Annotated in this window: 1 protein-coding gene; it reads right to left on the bottom strand. The window is 67.4% G+C overall.

Annotated features, from left to right (window positions below; all coding sequences use genetic code 11):
* On the bottom strand, positions 1-270 hold a 270-nt coding region (locus tag ACLJNW_RS25340; protein WP_410961383.1), incomplete at both ends, for a helicase-related protein.

Genomic DNA, 270 nt, shown 5'->3' with positions numbered 1-270 from the left:
CAGCAGGTAGGCGTAGGCCTGGTGGTGGCTGCGACCGACGCGGCCGCGCAACTGGTGCAACTGGGCCAGGCCGAACTTGTCGGCGCGCTCGATGAGGATGGTGTTGGCGCTGGGCACGTCGATGCCGGTCTCGATGATGGTCGAGGCCACCAGCACGTTGAAGCGCTTGTGGTAGAAGTCGCTCATCACCTGGTCCAGCTCGCGCTCGTGCATCTGTCCGTGGCCGATGCCGATGCGCGCCTCCGGGACCAGTTCGGCGAGGTCGCGGGC

Origin of the sequence: Salmonella sp. SAL4457 (genome assembly GCF_046548235.1) — a bacterium.
Classification (GTDB): Bacteria; Pseudomonadota; Gammaproteobacteria; order Enterobacterales; family Enterobacteriaceae; genus Salmonella; species Salmonella enterica.
The sequence above is the reverse complement of the archived record's forward strand: the minus strand, read 5'-3'. Positions and strand labels throughout refer to the sequence as shown.